Raw genomic sequence first — 18,373 nt, 5'->3', positions numbered from 1 at the left:
TTTCAGTCCTCCCCGTAGCGCGGATCGACCGTCTCCGGGGTGAGCCCCAGCAGTTCGGCGACCTGCTCCACGACGATCTCGTGGACGAGGGCGGCCCGTTCGTCGCGCCCCTTCGTGCGGATCTCGACCGGGCGCCGGTAGATCACCACGCGCGCGGGCTGCCCCTCGCGGGCGGCGATCGTGCCCCCCAGGGGCACCGACTCGTCGTTCCAGCCCTCGCCCGCGCCACCCAGTCGAGGGACTTCCAGGACGAGGAAATCGATGTCGGCCAACTGCGGCCAGCGTCGCTCCAGGCGCTCCACGGAGTCCTGCACCAGATCCGCGAACGCCTCGGCGCGGCTCGCGGCGAGCGGAACCTGAGGCGGCGCGATCGGGCCGCGCATGCCCCGGCCGTGGCGATCGCGGCGGCGGGGCCCGGGTCCGGCGGCAGGGGGCGGTACGGGGGTGTCCATCACTGGTGAAGCGTAGTCCCCGCCGGGTCCCGCCGCCCGACTCCACCCGCCGTCGGGCGCTCCGCACGGCATGTCGCCGGATGACCATTCCAGCCAAGGTTGGGCTCGATTCCGTATGTCTCCAAGACCGTCGCTCTCAAGGCAATTGACGGTGTTTGTGCCGAGTGGTGACCGGGCTCGACCCTGTTCGAGATCCCGGGAAGGGGTGTCCGTGCAGGTCAGTGGTGCGTTGCCGGTGAGGTGTGTGGGGTGATTCACAGCCCGACACGGTGGGGTGACCTGGGGGAGAGTCGTCGCGGCCCGCTCAAGAGTGCGGTAGCGTCCAACGTCGTGAGCCCTGTACGTCGCTGTTCGCGCACCGCTTGCGGCCGCCCCGCCGTCGCGACGCTGACGTACGTCTACGCCGACTCGACCGCGGTCCTCGGCCCGCTCGCCACCTACGCCGAACCCCACTGCTACGACCTGTGCGCCGAGCACTCCGAGCGCCTCACCGCGCCCCGCGGCTGGGAAGTCGTCCGCCTCCTCGACAGCTCCGCTCCGGCCCGCCCCAGCGGCGACGACCTGGAAGCGCTCGCCAACGCGGTGCGTGAGGCGGCCCGCCCCCAGGAGCGGGCGGCAGGGGCCGGCGGCGGAGGCGGTGCCCGCACGGCGGACCCGATGGAGGTCGCACGCCGGGGCCATCTGCGGGTGCTGCGCTCACCGGACAACTGACGGCGCCTGACCGCCAGTTCGTTCAACGATCCTCATCATGACGGCGTCCCCTGAGAGGACTTGCCGCGCGCAGCGCTGCCCCGAGCTCAGGTAAGAGTCTGTGGACGGCTCAGTTACCGCACGTCGAGATGCCGTTGCGGGCGGGTAGTTTGGGGCGACCGATAGAACTTTCTGGAGGGTTGGCCGTGTCTGCTGATCTGTCGCAGCTCGTGAAGGCGTACGACGTACGGGGCGTCGTCCCGGACCAGTGGGACGAGTCGTTGGCCGAGCTGTTCGGAGCGGCCTTCGTCCAGGTGACCGGCGCGAGCGCGATCGTGACCGGACACGACATGCGGCCCTCGTCGCCCGGCCTCTCCGCCGCCTTCGCGCGCGGGGCGGCGGCGCGCGGCGTCGACGTGACCGAGATCGGCCTGTGCTCCACGGACCAGCTCTACTACGCGTCGGGCGCGTTCGACCTCCCCGGCGCCATGTTCACGGCCTCGCACAACCCGGCGAAGTACAACGGCATCAAGATGTGCCGGGCCGGCGCGGCCCCCGTGGGCCAGGACACCGGCCTCGCCGAGATCCGCCAACTCGTCGAGTCCTGGCTGGACTCGGGCGCCCCGGAGGTGTCCGGCCCGACGGGAACGATCACGAAACGGGACACGTTGGAGGATTACGCGGCGCACCTCCGCGGCCTTGTCGACCTGACCTCCATCCGCCCCCTGAAGGTCGTCGTCGACGCGGGCAACGGCATGGGCGGCCACACGGTCCCGACCGTGTTCGCCGGCCTGCCGCTCACCCTGGTCCCGATGTACTTCGAGCTGGACGGCACCTTCCCGAACCACGAGGCCAACCCGCTCGACCCGGCCAACATCGTCGACCTCCAGGCACGCGTCCGCGAGGAGGGCGCCGACCTCGGCATCGCCTTCGACGGCGACGCCGACCGCTGCTTCGTGGTCGACGAGAACGGCGACTCGGTCTCCCCGTCCGCGATCACCGCGCTGGTGGCCTCCCGCGAGCTGGTGAGGAACGGCGGCACGGGCGTGATCATCCACAACCTGATCACCTCCTGGTCGGTCCCCGAGGTCGTCAAGGAGAACGGCGGCACACCGGTCCGCACGCGCGTGGGCCACTCCTTCATCAAGGCCGAGATGGCGAAGGCCGGCGCGATCTTCGGCGGCGAGCACTCCGCGCACTACTACTTCAAGGACTTCTGGAACGCCGACACGGGCATGCTGGCCGCCCTCCACGTCCTCGCCGCGCTCGGCGGCCAGGACGGCACCCTCTCCGCCCTCGTGGCCCAGTACGACCGCTACGTGGGCTCCGGCGAGATCAACTCCACGGTCGACGACCAGCAGGCCCGACTCGCGGCGATCCGCACCGCCTACGAGGACCGGCCCGACCTGACCCTCGACGAACTCGACGGCCTCACCGTCTCCTCCGCCGACTGGTGGTTCAACGTCCGCCCGTCCAACACGGAACCGCTGCTGCGACTCAACGCGGAGGCACGGGACGAGGCGACGATGGGGAAGGTGCGGGACGAGGTCTTGGGGATCATCAGGGGGTGACGGTGCGTCGGCCAGGGGTTTTGTTGATGCCGGCCGGTGCTCGGTCGGTGGGGCGCACCTCTTGGGCGCTGGTCGGGATTCTGGGCCTGTCCGGCGTCCGGGGGTGAGTTCACTGGCCCGGGCTCTCCCGGCCACTCGGAGGGGGCGAACTCTTCAGGGCTGGTGGGGCATGCTCGGCCTGTTCGGCGGCTGGGCGCCCACCCCGAAGGGGCGCACCTCTCCAGCGCAGGCCCGCATTCTCAGCCCGTCCGGCGTTTGAGGACGAGGCCGTTCAGGCCGAAGGGGGGTCCGGGGGCGCAGCCCCCAGGGACGTCCGCCCCAACCCCGGCGCACACCTCCCACCGGCGGTACCCTGACCAGGCACATCCGCCCAAGCGTCGCAGACACCCCCTCGGAGGGACACCTCATGCCGCTCGAAGCCGGCCTCCTGGAGATCCTGGCCTGCCCGGCCTGCCACGCCCCCCTCAAGGAGCAGGACACCGAGCTGATCTGCACCGGCCAGGACTGCGGCCTGGCCTACCCCGTACGGGACGGCATCCCCGTCCTCCTCGTCGACGAGGCCCGCCACCCCGCGTAACCGACGACGACGCGATCGGAGGCCGCCGCCCATGCTCGACGAATCGCTGCTCGACACCCCGGACGCCCTGGCCGAGGCCGACCGCCGAGCCCTGCTCCGCGGTGCCGCGGAAGCCGGCGCCAGGGTGCGCACGGCCGCCCGGCACGCCGCCGAGGCCGGCGTGAACGACCTGAAGCCGGACGGCCGTCCCCGCGCCATCCTGATCGCGGGCCCCGGCGCCGCCGCCACCTGCGTCGCCGACCTGCTCGGCAGGCTCGCCGGCGCCAGCAGCCCCGTCACCCGCCTGGCACCCACCGGCGTCGCCCCCGCGGCCGGCGCCCTGCGCTGGGAACTCCCGGGCTGGGCCGGCTCCGTGGACCTGCTGCTGATCACCACCCCGGACGGCAGCGAACCCGGCCTGTCCCTGCTCGCCGAACAGGCCTACCGCCGCGGCTGCACGGTCGTCGCCGTAGCCCCGGCCCGCAGCCCGCTCACCGAAGCGGTGGACGGCGCCCACGGCCTCTTCGTACCGATGGCGACCGCGCCGTACGAACACGACGAGCCCCTGGCCGCCTCCGCCCCCGGAGTCCTCTGGGCGCTGCTCACCCCGCTGCTCGCGATCCTGGACCGCACCGGCCTGCTCAGCGCGCCTCCGGAGGCCCTGGAGAAGGTCGCCGACCGCCTCGACCAGGTCGCCGAGCGCTGCGGGCCCGCCGTCGCGACGTACAGCAATCCCGCGAAGACCCTCGCCGCCGAACTCGCCGACTCGCTCCCGGTGATCTGGACGGAGGGCACGTCGGCGGGCCCGGCGGGCCGTCGGTTCGCCGCCGCGCTCGCTGAGTTGGCCGGCCGCCCCGCGCTCGTCTCCGAACTGCCCGAGGCGCTCTCCGAGCACAACGCCCTGCTGGCCGGCCCGCTCGCCGCGAGCGCCGACCCCGACGACTTCTTCCGGGACCGTGTCGAGGAGGCACCCGCGCTGCACGCACGCGTGGTGCTGCTCCGGGACCGCCCGATCGGCGGCCTCTCGGCGGCGCCCAACGCCCGTGACCTGGCCCTCAGCCACGACACGCCGATCAGCGAGCTGGAGCCCGAAGAGGGCGGCGAGCTGGAGACCCTCGCAGAGCTGATCGCCATGACGGATTTCGCCGCCGTTTACCTGGCGCTCGCCTCGGGCGCCTGATCTTGTCGTCGAAGCCCTGAGCCGCCGTACACCGTCGTACGGGGCGCGAAGCCACGTCGTACCCAGGTCGTCCTCGGGTCGTACGCAGAGAGAACCGGTAGAGAGCCACATGGACCGCCTCGACAACACCGTCCGCCCCTACGCCTGGGGTTCCACCACCGCGATCCCCAAGCTGCTCGGCGTCGAGCCGAGCGGCGAACCGCAGGCGGAGATGTGGATGGGCGCACACCCGGGCGCACCTTCGCGCACCGCGCGCGGGACGCTCGTCGAGGTCATCGAGGCGGCTCCGGAGCGGGAGTTGGGCGCCAAGGCGGTCGCGAAATTCGGCCCCCGGCTGCCCTTCCTGGTGAAGATCCTCGCCGCCGGCGCCCCGCTCTCCCTCCAGGTGCACCCCAACTTGGCGCAGGCGAAGGAGGGTTACGCCGACGAGGAGCGCCGGGGCATCCCCGTGGACGCCCCGCACCGCAACTACAAGGACGCCAACCACAAGCCCGAACTGATCTGCGCGCTCACGGAGTTCGACGGCCTGTGCGGCTTCCGCGACCCGCTGCGCGCCGCCGATCTGCTCGCGGGCCTCGGCGTCGACTCCCTGAAGCCGTACGTCGACCTCCTGCACGCGCACCCCGAGGAAGCCGCCCTGCGCGAGGTCCTCACGGCGATCCTCACCGCGGACCCCGAGGAGATGCGCCACACGGTCACCGCGGCGGCGACCGCCTGCACCCGCCTCGGCGGCGAGTACGCCCCCTACGCCGACATCGCCCACCACTACCCGGGCGACCCGGGCGTCATCGCCGCGATGCTCCTGAACTACGTCCGACTCCAGCCCGGCGAGGCCCTGTTCCTCGGCGCCGGCATCCCGCACGCCTACCTCAACGGCCTCGGCGTCGAGATCATGGCCAACTCCGACAACGTCCTGCGCTGCGGCCTCACCCCCAAGCACGTCGACGTCCCCGAACTCCTGCGCATCGTCAACTTCGAGGCGAGCGACCCCGGAGTACTGCGCCCCGAGGCGTCCCCCGACGGCGAGGAGGTCTACGAGACCCCCATCGACGAGTTCCGGCTGTCCCGGTACGTCCTCCCGGCCGGCACCGCCGCCCACGACCTCACCCTCGACACCCCGCAGATCCTGCTCTGCACGGCCGGTGCGGTGCGGGCGGGCGCGTTCGAACTGGCCCCCGGCCAGTCGGTGTTCGTCCCGGCCGGAGACAAGGCCGAGGTGTCCGGAGTGGGCACGATCTTCCGGGCCACTGTGATCGTATGACCGGTCCTGTGGATACCTGACGCGCCGTCGCCGGGCAGGGCTGCAAGAATGGCCCACCGGCAAAGGACGGGCAAAGACGGTCGGACGGCCGATCCGGGGCACACGTCCGGCGTAGACGTACGAAGGCGAAGGGACACCGCGAACACATGAGCGCGTCAGGCGGCACCAGGGCGATCGTGGCGGCACTCGGCGCCAACCTAGCGATCGCGGCATCGAAGTTCGTCGCGTTCGCCTTCAGCGGCTCCTCCTCGATGCTCGCCGAGGGCGTCCACTCCCTCGCCGACTCCGGCAACCAGGCACTGCTCCTGATCGGCGGCAAGAAGGCCCAGCGCGAGGCCACCCCCCAGCACCCCTTCGGCTACGGCCGCGAGCGGTACATCTACGCCTTCCTCGTCTCGATCGTCCTCTTCTCGGTCGGCGGCATGTTCGCCGTGTACGAGGGCTACGAGAAGATCAAGCACCCCCACGACATCGAGCACTGGTACTGGCCGGTGGGCGTCCTGGTCTTCGCGATCATCGCCGAGGGCTTCTCCTTCCGTACGGCCATCAAGGAGTCGAACGAACTGCGCGGCACGCACTCCTGGTCCCAGTTCATCCGCCGCGCCAAGGCCCCCGAGCTGCCGGTCGTCCTCCTGGAGGACTTCGGCGCGCTCATCGGCCTGGTCCTCGCCCTCTGCGGCGTCGGCCTGGCCCTGCTCACCGGCGACGGCATCTGGGACGGCATCGGCACGCTCTGCATCGGCATCCTGCTGATCCTGATCGCGCTGGTCCTGGCCGCCGAGACCAAGTCGCTGCTGCTCGGCGAGTCCGCCGGCATCGAGGACGTCAAGAAGATCGAGACCGCCATCGTCGACGGCCACACCGTCACCGGCATCATCCACATGCGCACCCTCCACCTCGGCCCCGAGGAACTCCTCGTCGCCGCCAAGATCGCCGTCCAGCACGACGACACCGCCACCGAGGTCGCCACCGCCATCAACGCGGCCGAGTCCCGCATCCGCGAAGCCGTCCCGATCGCCCGCGTGATCTACCTCGAACCCGACATCTACAGCGAGTCCGAAGCCACCAAGGGCCCGGACCGCGAAGCCACCCCCGGAGGCCCGGCCCAGCACCCGGCCGAGCACTGAGTCCGCAGCTCACACTTGAGCCTGTCCGGCGGATCAGGTCGCAGGGAAGCATCGGGGCCTGATCAGTGCCGGTGGGCGGGCCAGCCCCCGTGCCTGCGGCACGATCCGCCGGACAGGTCCTAGACCCGCTGCACGGGCCACGGCGCGACTGGCGCCGCCCTCCGCCGCCGTACGACGAACGCGGCGATCCCCAGGCCGACACCGACCAGGGCGAGGACGCCGCCGCCGATGACAGCCGTCCCGATGACGACAGGGGGCGCGCGGTCGTCGGTCACCCGGTCCCGGACGGCGGACTCGGCCACCGTCCCGTCGTGGTCGCTCGCGAAGAAACGCGAGTCCCTCGCGTTGGCACGATTGTCACCGAGCAGGAACAGCCGCCCCTTCGGGACCGTCACGTTGTACGTCTTGTGCACGCCGTCGACATCACCCTGCTTCACCTAGGGCTCCGCCAGCGGCTTTCCGTTCACGGTGGCCGACCGCGCGAACCCGACGACCGCCGCACGCACCGCATCCGTCTTGGCATGCGGAACCGCGATCTCCTCTCCGAGCCCGGTCGTCCCCCGCGCCTCCCGCCGCAGCGCGGTCGCCACCAACTAACTCCTCGACGTCCACGACCTTCCCGGTCCGCGCCAACAGCCCGGCCATCTCCCGGATCACGGCCTCCTTGCCGACGGAGTCCAGCCGGACCTTCACGGTCTCCTCGGTGAGATAGCCGGAGAACTTCGGGGAGGGCCCTCGGGTGGTCGGGGTCAGCGATGGAGTTCGAGGCGGGGTTCACGACGGGCGAGCCGGAACCGGAAGTCCCTTCAGCGGCGGTGGCCGAGTCGCCGAGTCGGTGCGGGTCGAAGCTTCAACGGCGTCGGTGGCGTCCGAGGCACCATCCACCGTCCCGCTCAAAGACGCGGAAGTCCCTGGTCGCCGCTGGCGGCTCCGCTCTCTCCACCACTCGTGGGCACCCTGTCGCAGCTCCCCCGGAAACCCGGTCCGGCACTGAACACCCGCTGGAGTTCGGCTGGATCCGTCCGGAGGTGGGCTGGGGGCGGCCGGGTCCACCGGTGTAGCTTGGGTGAGAGCCAGACGTCGCTGCTGATGGCGGTCGGGCGGTCCCTCCGCGGACCGACCGAGGGAGAGAGGGCCTCCGACGGACTGCGCTGCGCGTACGCGGGCATTCCTGTGCCCTCCTTCGGGCACCCCTGTGTCCGCCGCCGCGCAGAACAGCCGTATCCACAAGGCCCCAACCCCGAGGAGCTCCTCGTAATGACGACTGTCGACAACCGACAGGACTTCAAGGTCGCCGATCTCTCCCTGGCCGAGTTCGGCCGTAAGGAGATCACCCTGGCCGAGCACGAGATGCCCGGCCTGATGTCGATCCGCCGCGAGTTCGCCGCCAGCCAGCCGCTGGCCGGCGCCCGCATCATGGGCTCGCTGCACATGACCGTGCAGACCGCCGTCCTGATCGAGACCCTGGTCGCCCTGGGCGCCGAGGTCCGCTGGGTGTCCTGCAACATCTTCTCCACCCAGGACCACGCGGCCGCCGCCATCGCCGTCGGCCCGAACGGCACGCCCGAGAACCCCCAGGGCATCCCGGTCTTCGCCTGGAAGGGCGAGACCCTGGAGGAGTACTGGTGGTGCACGGAGCAGGCGCTGACCTGGCCGAACACCCCCACCGGCGGCCCGAACATGATCCTGGACGACGGCGGCGACGCCACCATGCTCGTCCACAAGGGCGTCGAGTACGAGAAGGCCGGCAAGGTCCCCTCCCTCGACACCGCCGAGTCCGACGAGCACCGCGTCGTCCTCCAGGTCCTGACCCGCACCATCTCCGAGGGCTCGCAGAAGTGGACCCAGCTCGCCTCGGAGATCCGCGGCGTGACCGAGGAGACCACGACCGGCGTGCACCGTCTCTACGAGATGCACCGCGACGGCACCCTCCTGTTCCCGGCGATCAACGTGAACGACGCCGTCACCAAGTCGAAGTTCGACAACAAGTACGGCTGCCGCCACTCCCTGATCGACGGCATCAACCGCGCCACCGACGTCCTCATCGGCGGCAAGACCGCGGTCGTCCTCGGCTACGGCGACGTGGGCAAGGGCTGCGCGGAGTCCCTGCGCGGACAGGGCGCCCGCGTGATCGTCACCGAGATCGACCCGATCTGCGCGCTGCAGGCGGCGATGGACGGCTACCAGGTCACGACGCTGGACGAGGTCGTCGACAAGGGCGACATCTTCATCACCACGACCGGCAACAAGGACATCATCATGGCCGCGGACATGGCCAAGATGAAGCACCAGGCGATCGTCGGCAACATCGGTCACTTCGACAACGAGATCGACATGGCCGGCCTGGCGAAGATCCCGGGCATCGTCAAGGACGAGGTCAAGCCGCAGGTCCACACCTGGAAGTTCCCCGACGGCAAGGTCCTCATCGTGCTGTCCGAGGGCCGCCTGCTGAACCTGGGCAACGCCACCGGCCACCCCTCGTTCGTGATGTCCAACTCCTTCGCGGACCAGACCCTGGCCCAGATCGAGCTGTTCACCAAGCCCGAGGAGTACCCGACCGACGTCTACGTGCTGCCCAAGCACCTCGACGAGAAGGTCGCCCGGCTCCACCTGGACGCGCTCGGCGTGAAGCTGACCACGCTCCGCCCCGAGCAGGCGTCGTACATCGGCGTCGAGGTCGAGGGCCCGTACAAGTCGGACCACTACCGCTACTGATCCGGCGACCCCGCTCGCTGTGACCGCGTCCGTGCACTGACGCGGTTCTCAGCGGCAGGCCCTCAGCAGCAGATCCTCCGAGGCAGGCCCCCGCACCCCCGTGCCGGGGGCCTGCCCCTTTGGTTCCGTTGGCCGGACCGGCCCGTCAAGACCCAGGACCCCGATGCCCCGCGGCCGTTATTCGCTCCACGATCCGCACGATCACACCCCCCTCGCAGCAGAACACTTCCAGTGCGCCCCCGGCCCGTCCGGCTGGCGTTATGTCTCCCAACTCACCACCCCCTCGGGCGACCACAGCGGTTCCGTCGATCTCACCCTCGACGAACTCGGCCGCCCCATCCGGCTGGAACTCCACGCGGCGAGCTGGCAGGTGCGCGGCGCCGCCCTCGACGGCGTCACCTGGGTCCGCACCGACCCCACCGGTACCGATGCCACCGAAGGCAATGTGCGCGCCCACGCCTTCACCGGCACCTCCCCCGCGTTCCTCATCGCCACCACCCGTCTCCTGCGCCTCACCCCTTCCTCCGCCGCGACCCGCGTCCGCCTGGTCAACTTCACGGACCCGGTCCTCGCCCCCCGCACCGTGGACCAGTCCTGGGCCTTGCTGAAAAGAGAAACACACGGCACTGACAACGGCCCTCTGACCGTGGACGAATACCAGGTCACAGCCCTGGACACGGGCGAGCAGCACGCCGTACACATCGCCGGCGACGTAGTGCTCGCGGCACCCGGCATCGAACTGGAGGAACTGGAGTCGCCGCCGTCCGTCTTCGGCTGAGCGGCGGTTGTCGAGGGGCGCGGCCGGGAGGGTCAGGCGGGCGGCGCGAACCCGGTGGAGGGCCGAGGGTCGGCGGACGGCGTGCCCTGCGGAGCCGAGGGCTGGGCACCAGGCGCGACCGGTTCGGGTCCCGTGCCACCCACGCTGGGAACAGGCGGAACGGCAGCGGCCGGCCAGGAAACAGGAGCAGCCGAGGGAACGGCACCAAAAGGCTGCTGCGGAGCCGACGACGGCTGAAGCGCCGAGTTGCCGAACGCACCCGGCACACCCGCCCCGGGCCCAGGCCGGAACCCGCCGGCCGGTACGACGCCCCCGACCACCGCCCCGTTCCCGAAAGCCCGCCGCACATCCCGCGCCTGCCGCTCCTGCACCACCGCCGCCAGATACGCGGCCGGCGGAACACCCTGCGGCGCCGGAGCGCCCGTACGAGCCACGAGGTCCGCGGCAAGCCGCTGGGCCATGGCCCAGCCGACCTGCGGATCCAACTGCTGCATCCGCGTCAGGTACTGCCGTATGGCCAGCCACAACCCGTCAGGAACGGCCGACAGATCAAGCTCCGCGAAACGCCCCGTCAGCCACGGCGGCGGCGGAGGCACGAAGGCCGTCTGCCCGGCCGACACCCTTTCCCGTACGACCAGAGTGCCCGCGAACACATCCCCGAGCCGCCGACCGCGCGCCGAGACGAGCGAGGCGATACACGCGACGACCCCGAACGTCATCAGGATCTCGATCACGCCGATCGCACCCCGCACCAGCGCGTGCCGGAACCGGATCGGCCCGCCGTCGTCCCGCACCACGCGCAGTCCGAACGCCAGCTTCCCGAGCGAACGCCCGTGACTCAGCGTCTCCACCGCTATGGGCCCGCCCACCAGCAGCAGCACAAAAGCCGCGATCGACACCGCGACCTGCGCCGCGACGTCCAAAGAAGCCGTGGAGAACATCAGCACCACGGTCACACCGGTGTAGGCGGCTATGGCCACGATCAGATCGAGCAACACCGCCAGCGCCCTGCTGGGCAGCCTCGCGGGGCGCAACTCCAGCGCCACCGCCTCGCCCGTCACCAGCTCACTCACGCCTGCCGCCCTTCCCCTGCCCTGCCCCTGGAACAGCCAGTCTGCCAAGCTGAGGGCACATCGCGCCCCAGTACGACAAGCTGATCCCCGACCAGCAGTCGACGAGCAGCCGAGGAGCAGGCAACCAGATGGACCTCGACGTCTTCGTCTCGGCCCACCGAGCCGAGTGGGACCGCCTCGACGCGCTGCTCCGCCGCCGGCGTCGCCTCAACGGCGCCGAGGCCGACGAACTCGTCGCGCTGTATCAGCGCACGGCCACCCATCTCTCCCTGATCCAGTCCAGCGCCCCGGACCCCCAGCTCACCGGTCGGCTCAGCCAACTCGTGGCACGCGCGCGTAGTGCCGTGACAGGAACCCGTCGTGCCTCCTGGCGCGATGTCACGCGCTTCCTGGGGCACAGTTTTCCGGCCGCCGTGTACAGAGCACGCCACTGGTGGGTCCCCACCGCACTGCTGTCGACCGTCGTCGCGATCCTTCTTGGCTGGTGGATAGGCACCCACCCAGAAGTGCAGTCCTCCATCGCGGCCCCGAGCCAACTGCGCGACCTCACCCGCCCTGGTGGCGAGTACGAGACCTACTACTCGAGCCACCCGGCGGCGGCCTTCGCGGCACAGGTCTGGACGAACAACGCCCAGGCCGCCGCGATGTGCCTGGTCCTAGGCGTCTTCCTGGGCCTGCCGGTCCTCTGGATCCTCTTCGAGAACATGCTCAACCTGGGCGTCGGCATCGGCCTGATGTCGTCTGCGGGCCGGCTCGACACGTTCCTCGGCCTGATCCTCCCGCACGGCCTGCTCGAACTCACGGCGGTCTTCGTCGCCGCCGGCACAGGGATGCGACTCGGCTGGACGGTCATCGACCCCGGCCCACGCTCGCGCCGCACGGCCCTCGCCGAAGAAGGCCGAGCAGCCGTGGGCATGGCGATCGGCCTGGCCCTGGTCCTGTTCGTCTCCGGCGCCATCGAAGGCTTCGTCACCCCGTCGGGCCTCCCCACCTGGGCCCGCATCGGCATCGGCATTCTCGCCGAAGGGGCCTTCCTGACGTACGTCTACGTCCTGGGCGGTCGTGCCGTACGCGCCGGTGAGACGGGCGACGTCGAGGCGGCCGAACGCAGCTCCTCCGTCCCGACAGCCGCCTGATGTGCGGGCACTCCCGCTGAGCTGCTAGTCTCCTCTTCGCCCCATAGGAGCCGTTGACACGGACCGGTTGGGGAGGTAGATTCGAACAGTTGCCTAGAACTGGATCTGGTCCGGTCGGCGACAGTGAGTGTCTGTCTGCTTCTAGAAATATCGATTTCAAAGAAGCCACACTCCCGATGAATCGGAAAAGAGCGGCCGGTCAGTCCGGCCCGGAACTTCTGATAAAGTCGGAACCGCCGGAAAGGGAAACGCGGAAGCGGAAACCTGGAAAGCACCGAGGAAATCGGAACCGGAAACGGTCTGATAGAGTCGGAAACGCAAGACCGAAGGGAAAAGCCCGGAGGAAAGCCCGAGAGGGTGAGTACAAAGGAAGCGTCCGTTCCTTGAGAACTCAACAGCGTGCCAAAAATCAACGCCAGATATGTTGATACCCCGTCTCCAGTCATCATCTGATGTCTGGGACGAGGTTCCTTTGAAGAAAACATACAGCGAGGACGCTGTGAACGGTCGGGCTTATTCCGCCTGACTGTTCCGCTCTCGTGTGTGTCGTTCCCGATTACGGGAAAACATTCACGGAGAGTTTGATCCTGGCTCAGGACGAACGCTGGCGGCGTGCTTAACACATGCAAGTCGAACGATGAACCACTTCGGTGGGGATTAGTGGCGAACGGGTGAGTAACACGTGGGCAATCTGCCCTGCACTCTGGGACAAGCCCTGGAAACGGGGTCTAATACCGGATAACACTCCCGCACTCATGTGTGGGGGTTAAAAGCTCCGGCGGTGCAGGATGAGCCCGCGGCCTATCAGCTTGTTGGTGAGGTAATGGCTCACCAAGGCGACGACGGGTAGCCGGCCTGAGAGGGCGACCGGCCACACTGGGACTGAGACACGGCCCAGACTCCTACGGGAGGCAGCAGTGGGGAATATTGCACAATGGGCGAAAGCCTGATGCAGCGACGCCGCGTGAGGGATGACGGCCTTCGGGTTGTAAACCTCTTTCAGCAGGGAAGAAGCGAAAGTGACGGTACCTGCAGAAGAAGCGCCGGCTAACTACGTGCCAGCAGCCGCGGTAATACGTAGGGCGCAAGCGTTGTCCGGAATTATTGGGCGTAAAGAGCTCGTAGGCGGCTTGTCACGTCGGGTGTGAAAGCCCGGGGCTTAACCCCGGGTCTGCATTCGATACGGGCTAGCTAGAGTGTGGTAGGGGAGATCGGAATTCCTGGTGTAGCGGTGAAATGCGCAGATATCAGGAGGAACACCGGTGGCGAAGGCGGATCTCTGGGCCATTACTGACGCTGAGGAGCGAAAGCGTGGGGAGCGAACAGGATTAGATACCCTGGTAGTCCACGCCGTAAACGGTGGGAACTAGGTGTTGGCGACATTCCACGTCGTCGGTGCCGCAGCTAACGCATTAAGTTCCCCGCCTGGGGAGTACGGCCGCAAGGCTAAAACTCAAAGGAATTGACGGGGGCCCGCACAAGCAGCGGAGCATGTGGCTTAATTCGACGCAACGCGAAGAACCTTACCAAGGCTTGACATACACCGGAAAGCATTAGAGATAGTGCCCCCCTTGTGGTCGGTGTACAGGTGGTGCATGGCTGTCGTCAGCTCGTGTCGTGAGATGTTGGGTTAAGTCCCGCAACGAGCGCAACCCTTGTCCTGTGTTGCCAGCGTGCCCTTCGGGGTGACGGGGACTCACAGGAGACCGCCGGGGTCAACTCGGAGGAAGGTGGGGACGACGTCAAGTCATCATGCCCCTTATGTCTTGGGCTGCACACGTGCTACAATGGCCGGTACAATGAGCTGCGATACCGTGAGGTGGAGCGAATCTCAAAAAGCCGGTCTCAGTTCGGATTGGGGTCTGCAACTCGACCCCATGAAGTCGGAGTTGCTAGTAATCGCAGATCAGCATTGCTGCGGTGAATACGTTCCCGGGCCTTGTACACACCGCCCGTCACGTCACGAAAGTCGGTAACACCCGAAGCCGGTGGCCCAACCCCTTGTGGGAGGGAGCTGTCGAAGGTGGGACTGGCGATTGGGACGAAGTCGTAACAAGGTAGCCGTACCGGAAGGTGCGGCTGGATCACCTCCTTTCTAAGGAGCACTTCTTACCGATCCCTTCGGGGTGAGGTCAGAGGCCAGTTCATCAGCGAACGTCTGATGCTGGTTGCTCAAGGGTGGAACGTTGATTATTCGGCACTGTCGGTCATCTCATGGCTGCGAGTACTGCTCTTCGGGGCGTGGAAAGCTGATCACGAGTGGCGATGGTGCCGGGCACGCTGTTGGGTGTCTGAGGGTACGGCTGTGAAGCCGCCTTCAGTGCCGACCCCGGTAAAGCATCGCGTGAGTGGTGTGTGACGGGTGGTTGGTCGTTGTTTGAGAACTGCACAGTGGACGCGAGCATCTGTGGCCAAGTTTTTAAGGGCGCACGGTGGATGCCTTGGCACCAGGAACCGATGAAGGACGTGGGAGGCCACGATAGTCCCCGGGGAGTCGTCAACCAGGCTTTGATCCGGGGGTTTCCGAATGGGGAAACCCGGCAGTCGTCATGGGCTGTCACCCGCTGCTGAACACATAGGCAGTGTGGAGGGAACGCGGGGAAGTGAAACATCTCAGTACCCGCAGGAAGAGAAAACAACCGTGATTCCGGGAGTAGTGGCGAGCGAAACCGGATGAGGCCAAACCGTATGCGTGTGAGACCCGGCAGGGGTTGCGTATACGGGGTTGTGGGATCTCTCTTTCACAGTCTGCCGGCTGTGAGGCGAGTCAGAAACCGTTGATGTAGGCGAAGGACATGCGAAAGGTCCGGCGTAGAGGGTAAGACCCCCGTAGCTGAAACATTAACGGCTCGTTTGAGAGACACCCAAGTAGCACGGGGCCCGAGAAATCCCGTGTGAATCTGGCGGGACCACCCGTTAAGCCTAAATATTCCCTGGTGACCGATAGCGGATAGTACCGTGAGGGAATGGTGAAAAGTACCGCGGGAGCGGAGTGAAATAGTACCTGAAACCGTGTGCCTACAAGCCGTGGGAGCGTCGGAGTGCATGCTTGCATGCACTCTCGTGACTGCGTGCCTTTTGAAGAATGAGCCTGCGAGTTTGCGGTGTGTTGCGAGGTTAACCCGTGTGGGGAAGCCGTAGCGAAAGCGAGTCCGAATAGGGCGGTTTAGTAGCGCGCTCAAGACCCGAAGCGGAGTGATCTAGCCATGGGCAGGTTGAAGCGGAGGTAAGACTTCGTGGAGGACCGAACCCACCAGGGTTGAAAACCTGGGGGATGACCTGTGGTTAGGGGTGAAAGGCCAATCAAACTCCGTGATAGCTGGTTCTCCCCGAAATGCATTTAGGTGCAGCGTCGTGTGTTTCTTGCCGGAGGTAGAGCACTGGATAGGCGATGGGCCCTACCGGGTTACTGACCTTAGCCAAACTCCGAATGCCGGTAAGTGAGAGCACGGCAGTGAGACTGTGGGGGATAAGCTCCATGGTCGAGAGGGAAACAGCCCAGAGCATCGACTAAGGCCCCTAAGCGTACGCTAAGTGGGAAAGGATGTGGAGTCGCAGAGACAACCAGGAGGTTGGCTTAGAAGCAGCCACCCTTGAAAGAGTGCGTAATAGCTCACTGGTCTAGTGATTCCGCGCCGACAATGTAGCGGGGCTCAAGCGTACCGCCGAAGTCGTGTCATTCATACAATAGGGCCAACGCCTGTATGGATGGGTAGGGGAGCGTCGTGTGCCGGGTGAAGCCGCAGCGGAAGCTAGTGGTGGACGGTTCACGAGTGAGAATGCAGGCATGAGTAGCGATACACACGTGAGAAACGTGTGCGCCGATTGACTAAGGGTTCCTGGGTCAAGCTGATCTGCCCAGGGTAAGTCGGGACCTAAGGCGAGGCCGACAGGCGTAGTCGATGGATAACCGGTTGATATTCCGGTACCCGCTGTGAAGCGTCAAACATTGAACCAGGCGATGCTAAGTCCGTGAAGCCGTTCCGGACCCTTCGGGGAATGGAAAGTGGTGGAGCCGACGGACCAGACCTGCAGTAGGTGAGTGATGGGGTGACGCAGGAAGGTAGTCCATCCCGGGCGGTGGTTGTCCCGGGGTAAGGGTGTAGGACGTGGTCTAGGCAAATCCGGATCACACATAGTCTGAGACCTGATGCCGAGCCGATTGTGGTGAAGTGGATGATCCTATGCTGTCGAGAAAAGCCTCTAGCGAGTTTCATGGCGGCCCGTACCCTAAACCGACTCAGGTGGTCAGGTAGAGAATACCGAGGCGTTCGGGTGAACTATGGTTAAGGAACTCGGCAAAATGCCCCCGTAACTTCGGGAGAAGGGGGGCCATCACCGGTGATTGAATTTACTTCATGAGCTGGGGGTGGCCGCAGAGACCAGCGAGAAGCGACTGTTTACTAAAAACACAGGTCCGTGCGAAGCCGTAAGGCGATGTATACGGACTGACGCCTGCCCGGTGCTGGAACGTTAAGGGGACCGGTTAGTCACTCTTCGGGGTGGCGAAGCTGAGAACTTAAGCGCCAGTAAACGGCGGTGGTAACTATAACCATCCTAAGGTAGCGAAATTCCTTGTCGGGTAAGTTCCGACCTGCACGAATGGCGTAACGACTTCTCGACTGTCTCAACCATAGGCCCGGTGAAATTGCACTACGAGTAAAGATGCTCGTTTCGCGCAGCAGGACGGAAAGACCCCGGGACCTTTACTACAGTTTGATATTGGTGTTCGGTTCGGCTTGTGTAGGATAGCTGGGAGACTTTGAACCTCGGACGCCAGTTCGGGGGGAGTCGTCGTTGAAATACCAGTCTGGTCGTGCTGGATGTCTAACCTGGGTCCGTGATCCGGATCAGGGACAGTGTCTGATGGGTAGTTTAACTGGGGCGGTTGCCTCCTAAAGAGTAACGGAGGCGCCCAAAGGTTCCCTCAGCCTGGTTGGCAATCAGGTGTTGAGTGTAAGTGCACAAGGGAGCTTGACTGTGAGACCGACGGGTCGAGCAGGGACGAAAGTCGGGACTAGTGATCCGGCGGTGGCTTGTGGAAGCGCCGTCGCTCAACGGATAAAAGGTACCCCGGGGATAACAGGCTGATCTTCCCCAAGAGTCCATATCGACGGGATGGTTTGGCACCTCGATGTCGGCTCGTCGCATCCTGGGGCTGGAGTCGGTCCCAAGGGTTGGGCTGTTCGCCCATTAAAGCGGTACGCGAGCTGGGTTTAGAACGTCGTGAGACAGTTCGGTCCCTATCCGCTGCGCGCGCAGGAACATTGAGAAGGGCTGTCCCTAGTACGAGAGGACCGGGACGGACGAACCTCTGGTGTGCCAGTTGTTCTGCCAAGGGCATGGCTGGTTGGCTACGTTCGGGAGGGATAACCGCTGAAAGCATCTAAGCGGGAAGCCTGCTTCGAGATGAGTGTTCCCACCCCCTTGAGGGGTTAAGGCTCCCAGTAGACGACTGGGTTGATAGGCCGGATCTGGAAGGCGGGTAACCGCTGGAGGTGACCGGTACTAATAGGCCGAGGGCTTGTCCTCAGTTGCTCGCGTCCACTGTGTTGGTTCTGAAACCACGAACAACCCCATTGCCATGGTCACGGCAGTGGTGCGGTTGATGTGTTTCATAGTGTTTCGGTGGTCATAGCGTGAGGGAAACGCCCGGTTACATTCCGAACCCGGAAGCTAAGCCTTACAGCGCCGATGGTACTGCAGGGGGGACCCTGTGGGAGAGTAGGACGCCGCCGAACAAATATTGCGAAAACCCCCGTACCGTTAAATCGGTACGGGGGTTTTCTGCGTTTAAGGGGTCTCCTGTAAAGGGCTCTGCTTTTCCAAGCAGG

General features: G+C 66.4%; 12 protein-coding genes, 3 rRNA genes and 1 pseudogene. 12 read left to right on the top strand and 4 right to left on the bottom strand.

The window, feature by feature from the left end; all coding sequences use genetic code 11:
- Positions 1-2: 2 nt before the first annotated feature.
- The gene (locus OG223_RS21440) at positions 3-452 is read right to left on the bottom strand and encodes a metallopeptidase family protein (RefSeq protein ID WP_019072215.1); all 450 of its coding nucleotides are present in this window, start codon (positions 450-452) and stop codon (positions 3-5) included.
- Between the two features lie 279 nt (positions 453-731).
- Between OG223_RS21440 and OG223_RS21435 the strand changes: the two genes are divergently transcribed.
- From OG223_RS21435 to OG223_RS21410, 6 genes are all read left to right on the top strand, one after another.
- Positions 732-1,163 (top strand): DUF3499 domain-containing protein, encoded by a 432-nt coding sequence (locus tag OG223_RS21435; protein ID WP_329265407.1) that lies wholly within the window; start codon positions 732-734, stop codon positions 1,161-1,163.
- A gap of 185 nt (positions 1,164-1,348) precedes the next feature.
- A complete protein-coding gene (locus OG223_RS21430; RefSeq protein ID WP_329250944.1) occupies positions 1,349-2,713 on the top strand; it encodes a phosphomannomutase/phosphoglucomutase in 1,365 nt (454 codons plus the stop codon).
- Positions 2,714-3,119: 406 nt separating this feature from the next.
- Complete coding sequence (locus tag OG223_RS21425) at positions 3,120-3,290, top strand: Trm112 family protein (protein WP_190149712.1); 171 nt, start codon at positions 3,120-3,122, stop codon at positions 3,288-3,290.
- 31 nt (positions 3,291-3,321) lie between these two features.
- Entirely contained in the window at positions 3,322-4,449 is a 1,128-nt protein-coding gene (locus OG223_RS21420) for an SIS domain-containing protein (RefSeq protein ID WP_329250939.1), read from the top strand.
- Between the two features lie 109 nt (positions 4,450-4,558).
- Positions 4,559-5,710 (top strand): mannose-6-phosphate isomerase, class I, encoded by a 1,152-nt coding sequence (gene manA, locus OG223_RS21415; protein ID WP_329250936.1) that lies wholly within the window; start codon positions 4,559-4,561, stop codon positions 5,708-5,710.
- A 146-nt stretch (positions 5,711-5,856) separates the two neighbouring features.
- Positions 5,857-6,837 (top strand): cation diffusion facilitator family transporter, encoded by a 981-nt coding sequence (locus OG223_RS21410; protein ID WP_329250933.1) that lies wholly within the window; start codon positions 5,857-5,859, stop codon positions 6,835-6,837.
- A 119-nt stretch (positions 6,838-6,956) separates the two neighbouring features.
- Here OG223_RS21410 and OG223_RS21405 read toward each other — a convergent pair whose 3' ends face one another.
- On the bottom strand, positions 6,957-7,274 hold the full coding sequence (locus OG223_RS21405; RefSeq protein ID WP_329250930.1) for a S26 family signal peptidase: 318 nt from the start codon (positions 7,272-7,274) through the stop codon (positions 6,957-6,959).
- A gap of 33 nt (positions 7,275-7,307) precedes the next feature.
- Positions 7,308-7,554 (bottom strand): annotated as a pseudogene (locus OG223_RS21400) (PTS sugar transporter subunit IIA); the annotation flags it as partial.
- Between the two features lie 540 nt (positions 7,555-8,094).
- Between OG223_RS21400 and ahcY the strand changes: the two are divergent.
- Complete coding sequence (gene ahcY / locus OG223_RS21395) at positions 8,095-9,552, top strand: adenosylhomocysteinase (protein ID WP_329250927.1); 1,458 nt, start codon at positions 8,095-8,097, stop codon at positions 9,550-9,552.
- Between the two features lie 163 nt (positions 9,553-9,715).
- On the top strand, positions 9,716-10,330 hold the full coding sequence (locus tag OG223_RS21390; RefSeq protein ID WP_329250925.1) for a hypothetical protein: 615 nt from the start codon (positions 9,716-9,718) through the stop codon (positions 10,328-10,330).
- A gap of 32 nt (positions 10,331-10,362) precedes the next feature.
- Here the strand turns inward: OG223_RS21390 and OG223_RS21385 are convergent, their stop codons facing one another.
- Positions 10,363-11,403 (bottom strand): RDD family protein, encoded by a 1,041-nt coding sequence (locus tag OG223_RS21385; RefSeq protein ID WP_329250922.1) that lies wholly within the window; start codon positions 11,401-11,403, stop codon positions 10,363-10,365.
- A 128-nt stretch (positions 11,404-11,531) separates the two neighbouring features.
- On the opposite strand from OG223_RS21385, the gene OG223_RS21380 reads away from it, so the two are divergent.
- The 4 genes from OG223_RS21380 to rrf all read left to right on the top strand — a co-directional run bounded on the left by OG223_RS21380 (position 11,532) and on the right by rrf (position 18,280).
- Positions 11,532-12,539, top strand: coding sequence for a stage II sporulation protein M (locus OG223_RS21380; RefSeq protein WP_329250920.1), 1,008 nt, complete (start codon positions 11,532-11,534; stop codon positions 12,537-12,539).
- A 569-nt stretch (positions 12,540-13,108) separates the two neighbouring features.
- A 16S ribosomal RNA gene (locus OG223_RS21375) occupies positions 13,109-14,634 on the top strand.
- A gap of 314 nt (positions 14,635-14,948) precedes the next feature.
- Positions 14,949-18,071: ribosomal RNA gene (locus OG223_RS21370) — 23S ribosomal RNA — on the top strand.
- Positions 18,072-18,163: 92 nt separating this feature from the next.
- Positions 18,164-18,280: ribosomal RNA gene (rrf, locus tag OG223_RS21365) — 5S ribosomal RNA — on the top strand.
- Together the 16S, 23S and 5S rRNA genes form the textbook arrangement of a ribosomal RNA operon.
- The last annotated feature ends 93 nt before the right edge of the window (positions 18,281-18,373 follow it).

The organism is Streptomyces sp. NBC_01478 (assembly GCF_036227225.1).
Classification (GTDB): Bacteria; Actinomycetota; Actinomycetes; order Streptomycetales; family Streptomycetaceae; genus Streptomyces.
This window is presented reverse-complemented; position numbering and strand designations above follow the sequence as displayed.

Coding starts and splice junctions, on each gene's coding strand:
- OG223_RS21425 (WP_190149712.1), top strand. CDS start 3,120: ATGCCGCTCGAAGCCGGCCTCCTGGAGATCCTGGCCTGCCCGGCCTGC.
- OG223_RS21380 (WP_329250920.1), top strand. CDS start 11,532: ATGGACCTCGACGTCTTCGTCTCGGCCCACCGAGCCGAGTGGGACCGC.
- OG223_RS21420 (WP_329250939.1), top strand. CDS start 3,322: ATGCTCGACGAATCGCTGCTCGACACCCCGGACGCCCTGGCCGAGGCC.
- OG223_RS21440 (WP_019072215.1), bottom strand. CDS start 452: ATGGACACCCCCGTACCGCCCCCTGCCGCCGGACCCGGGCCCCGCCGC.
- manA (WP_329250936.1), top strand. CDS start 4,559: ATGGACCGCCTCGACAACACCGTCCGCCCCTACGCCTGGGGTTCCACC.
- OG223_RS21390 (WP_329250925.1), top strand. CDS start 9,716: ATGCCCCGCGGCCGTTATTCGCTCCACGATCCGCACGATCACACCCCC.
- OG223_RS21410 (WP_329250933.1), top strand. CDS start 5,857: ATGAGCGCGTCAGGCGGCACCAGGGCGATCGTGGCGGCACTCGGCGCC.
- ahcY (WP_329250927.1), top strand. CDS start 8,095: ATGACGACTGTCGACAACCGACAGGACTTCAAGGTCGCCGATCTCTCC.